We start from the raw sequence: 7766 nt of genomic DNA, 5'->3' as shown, positions 1-7766 counted from the left end.
GCTCAAGGACGATCTCGGCGCCAATGATGCGGGCATCGACGTGATCCTGCATCTCGTCGACCAGGTCCATGGCTTGCGGCGCGTCCTTGTCGAGCTGCGCGAGGGCATGAAGGGGCGTTGAGGGCAGAGGGTGTTCGCGCAGGCGACGCCAAGGAGGTCTGATATGAACGAAGCGCTGACGGCTCATCAGGGGCGGGGAAACATTGATACTCTCGTCCTGCGGGCCTTGGTTCGAAAGCTCGTCGCAAGAGGGCTGCTGAGCGAAGACGATGTCCACGCACTCCTGTTCGACGCGGCGAAACGGATGAACGAGGTCGGCAGCGGGCAGACCGACCCGGCGGCCCGGAGCATGGTCAACGAGGATCTGGCTCCGGCTTTTCTGGGGCCGTGGTAACTCCCGGTGTGCTCTGCGGTCGTCGGCGGTAGCGACAGCCACAGCCAATTCGATATTGCGATGCTGCTGGCCTGATGGTGTTGGCGCGGTCGCGTTCCTGGCTGGTGGTGAGCAGGAAGGCCTCCGGAAGATGGGCAGGACGGGGAAGGACGGACATGTCTCTGGAGCAGGGCGACGCCGGAATAAAGCTCGCTGCCGATGCTGAATTCGGCCCGGGGCTGGCTGGCGCGTCGATCCTGGTGGTCGACGACGAGCCAGGCATGCGCAACTTCCTCGTCAAGCTACTCGGGCCGCACTGCAAGCGGATCGAGGAGGCGGCGAGCGCGAAGGAGGCGTCGTRCAAGGTCGAGGAGCAGCCTTTCGACGTCGTGATCCTCGACAACATCATGCCCGGGCAGAACGGCCTGGCCTGGCTGGCCGAGCAGCGCGCGGCTGGTTTCTTCGCCGATGTCATCCTGATGACGGCTTATGCCGATCTGGAGACCGCAATTGGGGCGCTGCGCGCCGGTGCGGTGGATTTCGTCCTCAAGCCCTTCCGTTCGAACCAATTGCTCAACGCGGTGTCRCGTTGCCTCGACCGCGCCCGGTTGCAGCGCGAGAACGACGTCTTGCGGCATGAATTGCGCTCGCCTGGGCATCAGCCCTTGCCGGGCGACAGGCTGCTAGGCAACTCCCGGGCGATCCAGCTCGTGCACGACACGGTCGGCAGGGTCGCGCCGCTGCCGACATCCGTCCTGCTGACGGGCATGTCGGGCACCGGCAAGGAGGTCGTCGCGCGCTCGATCCACGCAYTATCGAACCGGGCCGGCAAGCTGTTCGTGCCGATCAATTGTGGGGCCATTCCCGCGGACATGATCGAGAGCGAGCTGTTTGGCCATCTAAAGGGCGCGTTCACCAGTGCGGGCCGGGCGCGGGAAGGGCTGTTCATGCACGCCCATGGCGGCACCATCTTTCTCGACGAGATCGGCGACCTGCCTTTCCCGCTGCAGAGCAAGCTGCTGCGCGTGCTGGAGGATCGTCGCGTCCGGCCGGTAGGCTCGGAGCGCGAGGTTCCCTTCGATGCGCGCTTCATCTTCGCCACGAACGCCGATCTGGAGCGACGGGTCGAGGAGGGCACGTTCCGCGCTGATCTCTATTTCCGCATCAACGTCGTGCAGATCGCCCTGCCGCCGCTGAGGGATCGCGGAGACGACGTGCTGGAGCTTGCCGCGATCTTCATGCGCGAGTTCTCCCRCCAGCTCGGCATGCCGCCGGTCGCAATCGACGAGCGGGTGCGCGCCATGCTTCGGCGCTACGACTGGCCCGGAAACATCCGCGAGCTGCGAAACCTGATCGAGCGGGCCGTCATTCTCGGTACCTTTCCTGCGGAGCTGAGCAGCGGTGCCGAACGCCGCGAAGCGCCCGGCGATGCGGCGCAACAGACATTGGCCGATGTCGAGCGGCGACATATCCTCGCGGTTCTGCGCGAGGTCGGCGGCGACCGCGAGACGGCGGCGCGCCGGCTGGGCATCTCGCGCAAGACGATCGACCGCAAATGCGCGAGCTGGAATGTCTAGCGAGGCGGAGGAGGGGGGCCGCGTCCGGTCCGTGCGCTATCGCCTGCTGGCGATCGCGCTCGTGCCGATGCTGATCATCCTGCCGCTGTTGCTCGGCATCAGCGTCTATCGCTGGAACCTCCGTTTCAATGCGATGATGCTGTCCAAGGTCAATGACGATCTGACCATCGCTCACCAGTATCTGGCACGCATCCGTGACACCACGGAAGAACACCTCACCGCGGTCACGGAGGCGGCGCGGTTCCAGGATCTGATACGTCGCGACGAGGCGCCGAATGGCGAGCTGGCGACTTTCCTTGCCGATGTCGCCGCACAGCGTGGCCTCGATTTCCTCTATATCGTCGCCGATGACGGGCGGGTCGTCGTCAGCGGTCATCCGATGGCCTCCGCCTCGATACGTTGGAATTGGCCGGTCATCGGCTCCGCGCTCCAAGGGCGCGCGAAGGCCGGAATCGATGTCTTCGACGAGAAAGATCTGGCTGCGATCTCGCCGGAGCTCGCCCTGCACGCCCGTGTCGAGATCGTTTCGACGAAGGGCAGCCTCCCAAGCATCGCCTCGGTCGAGCCGCGCGGGCTGCTGCTGCAGGGCGCGAGCCCGGTCAGCTTGCCCACCGGTCGCCGCGGTGCTCTCGTCGGCGGCATCCTGCTCAACCGGAACCTTCCCTTCGTCGATGACATCAATGATCTGATCTATCACGGCTCCGGTTTGCCGGAGGGCAGCCGGGGGACGGTGACCCTGTTCCTCGGCGATGTTCGGATCAGCACCAATGTGCGCATGTTCGAGGGGCAGAGGGCGATCGGGACGCGCGTCTCGGCCGAGGTGAGCAGAGCTGTGCTCGACGAGGGCCGGGTCTGGCGCGGCAGCGCCTTCGTCGTCGACGACTGGTACGTCTCGGCTTACGAGCCGATCGTAGACAGCTCCGACCGGCGCGTCGGCATGCTCTATGCGGGGTTCCTCGAAAAACCCTTCACCGCGGCCAAGCAGGAGAGCTTGCTGGCGATTGCCGCGGCCTTCCTCGTCGCGCTGTTCGCGACGGTGCCGCTCTTCCTGCATTGGGCCGGCGCGATCTTCAGGCCGCTGGAGCGCATGAGCGACATCATTGCGCGGGTCCAGGGCGGCGATCTCGCGGCGCGCACCGGTCACGTCGTCAGCAAGGACGAGATCGGCCGGGTTGCGCTTCATCTCGATCACCTGCTCGATCTGGTGCAGCAGCGCGACGCCGAATTGCGGCAATGGAATGAGGAACTCAATCAGCGTGTCGAGGAACGCGCCCGCGCCTTGCAGCTCACGACGACACAACTCGAGACGACGACCCGGCAGCTCGTCATGTCCGAGAAGCTCGCGGCGATCGGCGAGATCACCGCCGGCGTCGCCCATGAGATCAACAATCCCATCGCCGTCATGCAGGGCAATCTGGAGGTGATCCGCCAGCTCATGGGGGGCGATGCCCGGCAGGCACAGACGGAGTTCCGGCTGATCGAGCAGCAGATGGACCGCGTCACGGAGATGGTGACCAAGCTGCTCCAGTTCGCAAAGCCCCAGGAATATGCGGGCTATACCGAGCACTATGCCGTTGCCGGCATCATCTCTGACACGCTGCCGCTGGTGCAGCACCTCCTGAAGAAGAGCACGATCGAGGTGGAGCGCGGGGATCGGGCAATCCGGCCGATCATGATGAACCGCACCGAGCTCCAGCAAGTGCTGGTCAACCTCATCGTCAACGCCATCCATGCGATGCCGGATGGCGGCCGCCTCGGCTTGTGCACCTTCGACAGCGACATGGACGGGCAGGCCGGGGTCGCGATCCAGATTTCCGACACCGGCACCGGCATGCCCCCCGAGGTGATGCCGAAGATCTTTGACCCGTTCTTCACGACCAAGCGGCGCGAAGGCACGGGACTGGGATTGTCGATCAGCCAGATGCTCGTGACGCGGCAGGGCGGCAAGATCTCGGTCGAAAGCGAGCAGGGCCTGGGGACGACGTTCACGATCTGGCTGCCCGCCGCCCGCTGACCCCATTCGGCGCAAGGACAGATTGTCCCGCGCAGCAGCGACAGTTTGTCCGGGAACCCGATCGCTTTCCGCTTATCGTGTTGAATTCATTCGATGCCGACCTTGGCATACCGGTTGCTCCATAGGATTGGCAGGGGCGCGGCCGGCTTGTTCGAGATCGCCGGCATGAGCCTTGGTCCGATCGTGTTCCGGAAGGCTGTGCGATGAATGCTGAACGATATACCGATCGCGCCAAGGGCTTCATCCAGTCTGCACAGTCGCTGGCAGCGCGAGAGGGCAATCCGCAGTTCACCTCGCTGCATCTCCTCAAGGTGCTTCTCGACGACAATGAAGGCTTGGCCGCCGGGCTGATCGACCGCGCCGGTGGCGACTCGCGGACCATCCTCGGTGAGACCGAGGCGGGGCTGGCGAAGCTGCCCACGGTTTCGGGCGCTGGGGCAGGGCAGGTCCATCTGGCGCCGGATTGCGCGCGCGTCTTCAYCGCCGCGGAGAAGGTCGCCGACAAGGCGGGCGACCGCTTCGTCACCGTCGAACGGCTGCTTCAGGCGATGGCGACCGACAAGGACAGCGATGCCGGCAAGCTGCTCGCCCGTGGCGGCGTCAGCCCGCAGCATCTGAGTGCTGCCATCGACGCCCTGCGCAAGGGGCGCTCGGCCGACAGTGCCTCGGCCGAGAACGCCTATGATGCGCTCAAGAAATACGCCCGCGACCTGACCAAGGCGGCGCGTGAAGGCAAGCTCGACCCGGTCATCGGCCGCGACGAGGAGATCAGACGGACCATTCAAGTCCTCTCGCGCCGAACCAAGAACAATCCCGTCCTGATTGGCGAGCCTGGCGTCGGCAAGACCGCCATCGTCGAGGGGTTGGCCCTGCGCATCGTCAATGGCGACGTGCCGGAGAGCCTGAAGGACAAGAAGCTGCTCTCGCTCGACCTTGGTTCACTGATCGCCGGCGCGAAATATCGCGGCGAGTTCGAGGAGCGGCTGAAGGCCGTGCTGCAGGAGGTGACCTCGGCTGCCGGCGGCATCATCCTCTTCATCGACGAGATGCATATGCTGATCGGCGCCGGCAAGACCGATGGCGCCATGGATGCCTCCAACCTGCTGAAGCCGGCGCTGGCGCGCGGCGAGCTGCATTGCGTCGGCGCGACCACGCTCGACGAATACCGCAAGCATGTCGAGAAGGACGCGGCGCTCGCCCGGCGCTTCCAGCCGGTCTTCGTCTCGGAACCGACGGTCGAGGACACCATCTCTATCCTGCGTGGCCTGAAGGAGAAATACGAGCTCCATCATGGCGTACGGATCGCGGATTCGGCTTTGGTCGCGGCCGCGACCTTGTCGAACCGCTACATCACCGACCGCTTCCTGCCCGACAAGGCGATCGACCTCGTCGACGAAGCCTCGGCGCGCTTGAAGATGCAGGTCGATTCGAAGCCCGAGGAGCTGGATTCGCTCGACCGCGAGATCGTGCGGCTCAAGATCGAGCAGCAGGCACTGAAGAAGGAGCGCGATGCGGGCTCGAAGAGCCGCCTGCAGAATCTCGACAAGGGGCTAGTTGAGCTGGAGAAGAAGTCCGCCGACCTGACCTCGAAATGGCAAGCGGAGAAAGGCAAGCTCTCCGACGCCCAGAAGATGAAGACCGAACTCGACCATTTGCGCACGGAACTCGCCAATGCGCAGCGCAAGGGTGAGTTCCAGAAGGCCGGCGAGCTCGCCTATGGCCGGATTCCGGAGTTGGAGAAGAAGCTTGCCGCCATCGAGACTGATGACAACGCTTCCCCCACCGAGACCGTGACGGCCGACAGCATTGCCCAGGTCGTCGCGCGCTGGACCGGCGTGCCGGTCGAGCGGATGCTGGAAGGCGAGAAGGAGAAGCTGCTCAAGATGGAGGAGCAGCTCATCAAGCGCGTCGTCGGCCAGACGCAAGCCGTCAGGGCGGTGTCGACGGCGGTGCGGCGGGCGCGTGCGGGCCTGCAGGATCCCAACCGGCCGATCGGCTCCTTCATGTTCCTCGGACCCACCGGCGTCGGCAAAACCGAGCTTGCCAAGGCGCTGGCCGAGTTCATGTTCGACGACGAGACCGCCATGGTGCGCATCGACATGTCGGAGTTCATGGAGAAGCACTCGGTCGCGCGGCTGATCGGCGCGCCACCAGGCTATGTCGGCTATGACGAAGGCGGTGTCCTCACCGAGGCTGTGCGGCGCAGGCCCTACCAGGTCGTGCTCTTCGACGAGGTCGAGAAGGCGCACCCGGACGTCTTCAACGTCCTGTTGCAGGTGCTCGACGACGGGCGTCTCACCGACGGGCAGGGGCGCACGGTCGACTTCCGCAACGTTGTGATCATCCTGACCTCGAATATCGGGGCCGAATACCTAGTGAACCAGCCGGAAGGCGAGAAGACGAGCGCGGTGCGCGACAAGGTCATGACCATGGTACGTGCGCATTTCCGTCCCGAATTCCTGAACCGCATCGATGCGATCATCCTGTTCCAGCGGCTCCAGAAGGCCGAGATGGGGCGGATCGTCGACATCCAGTTCGGCCGGCTGCAGAAGATCCTCGACGATCGCAAGATCGCGCTCTCGCTCGATGCGAAGGGACGGGACTGGCTCGCGGCGAAGGGCTGGGATCCGGCCTATGGCGCGCGGCCGCTCAAGCGCGTGATCCAGCGCTATGTTCAGGATCCCTTGGCGGAGATGATCCTCTCAGGCGATGTGCGCGACGGCTCAGCCATKAAGATCTCAGCGGGCAAGGACGGCCTCACCTTCAACGGCAAGAAGCCGGCGATGGTGGATGAGGATGAGCTGGAGCTGACCTGAGCGGGCAAAGATCATGGCTTCAACCCGCCACCCCGGCCGGCAGGGTTTTGAATACGGACAGGTTTCAACCGAGGAGGATCGCAGGATGAAGGGCAAGATCAAGGAAGGCATGGAAGTCATTGGGGCGGATGGCGTCCATGTCGGGACCGTCGACCGGGTCGAGGGCGAGCGCATCAAGCTCGGCAAGAGTGATACTTATGGCCGGCATGAGGGCCATCATCACTATGTCGAGCTCGGTTTCGTCGCCGGTGTCGAGGGTAACAAAGTGCGGTTGTCCGCCAATGCCGATATCGCGGTGACGCTGGAAGAGGAGCCTTCCGGCAAGCCGGTGGATCTCTGACGCCTCTGACTGCGATCGCCACCGAAGGGTGATCGCGGCCGCCTCACCTGAGTGGGATGAGTTCGATGCAGCAATACGACCTCTACATCAATGCCGGGAAGCCCGCGATCGGCCTCTATGTCGCCAGCGGTGCGAAGCTCCCGGATTTCGTCGATCCAAAGGAATGGCTCTTCGACGGAACTGCCGCTGCGGACCTGCTCCCGCCGAGCGTGATCGAGGGCGTGGCCAGCGCCGGCCATGCCTTCCGCGACATGGATTGAAGCCACGCCGGCGCAGCTTCCGCGTGTCAGGGAAAAGGCAGTCCTTCATCGGATCCTTGCCGTGATGCCTCGCCAGCCCAATCCGCACCGCGTCACAGCAGGGGGCGGTGTGATTTTGAACGATTGCTCTTGAGCGGGTCTTCCATGGATTTGAGCGTGCCATCCGTGATCTCGCAGCCGGTCGTGGCAGCCCTGACGCGTTCCGCGATGTTCCTGGTGGTGACGATCAATCCCGGCAGCGGGCCCGAGGAGACGGTGCGGGGTCTGTGCGCCGATCTGTCCGCGCTGCTGCGGGCCGTCGGCTTCCGGGACCTCGAGGGCAACCTGTCCTGCGTCATGGCCTTCGGCTCGCAGGCCTGGGACCGGCTGTTCGACGGGCCAAGGCC

General features: G+C 64.6%; 7 protein-coding genes. All 7 read left to right on the top strand.

Annotated elements, in window-relative coordinates; translation table 11 throughout:
- The first annotated feature begins 163 nt into the window (after nt 1–163).
- Nucleotides 164–394: a hypothetical protein gene (locus tag AB4Y99_RS22680; protein WP_441524922.1), complete on the top strand. Its 231-nt coding sequence runs from the start codon at nt 164–166 to the stop codon at nt 392–394.
- Between the two features lie 155 nt (nt 395–549).
- The gene (locus AB4Y99_RS22675; protein ID WP_441524921.1) at nt 550–1950 is read left to right on the top strand and encodes a sigma-54-dependent transcriptional regulator; all 1401 of its coding nucleotides are present in this window, start codon (nt 550–552) and stop codon (nt 1948–1950) included.
- Entirely contained in the window at nt 1943–3964 is a 2022-nt protein-coding gene (locus AB4Y99_RS22670; RefSeq protein WP_441524920.1) for a sensor histidine kinase, read from the top strand. Before AB4Y99_RS22675 ends, AB4Y99_RS22670 begins: the two co-directional genes overlap by 8 nt.
- A gap of 203 nt (nt 3965–4167) precedes the next feature.
- Entirely contained in the window at nt 4168–6780 is a 2613-nt protein-coding gene (clpB, locus tag AB4Y99_RS22665; protein ID WP_441524919.1) for an ATP-dependent chaperone ClpB, read from the top strand.
- A gap of 85 nt (nt 6781–6865) precedes the next feature.
- Nucleotides 6866–7120: a DUF2171 domain-containing protein gene (locus AB4Y99_RS22660; protein ID WP_441524923.1), complete on the top strand. Its 255-nt coding sequence runs from the start codon at nt 6866–6868 to the stop codon at nt 7118–7120.
- 65 nt (nt 7121–7185) lie between these two features.
- A complete protein-coding gene (locus AB4Y99_RS22655) occupies nt 7186–7380 on the top strand; it encodes a hypothetical protein (protein WP_441524918.1) in 195 nt (64 codons plus the stop codon).
- 144 nt (nt 7381–7524) lie between these two features.
- Nucleotides 7525–7766, top strand: a 242-nt coding sequence (locus AB4Y99_RS22650) for a Dyp-type peroxidase domain-containing protein (RefSeq protein ID WP_441524917.1), incomplete at its 3' end; no start/stop codon positions are given.

The organism is Allobosea sp. TAB14 (genome assembly GCF_052113865.1).
GTDB classification, from domain to species: domain Bacteria; phylum Pseudomonadota; class Alphaproteobacteria; order Rhizobiales; family Beijerinckiaceae; genus Allobosea; species Allobosea spartocytisi.
The sequence above is the reverse complement of the archived record's forward strand: the minus strand, read 5'-3'. Positions and strand labels throughout refer to the sequence as shown.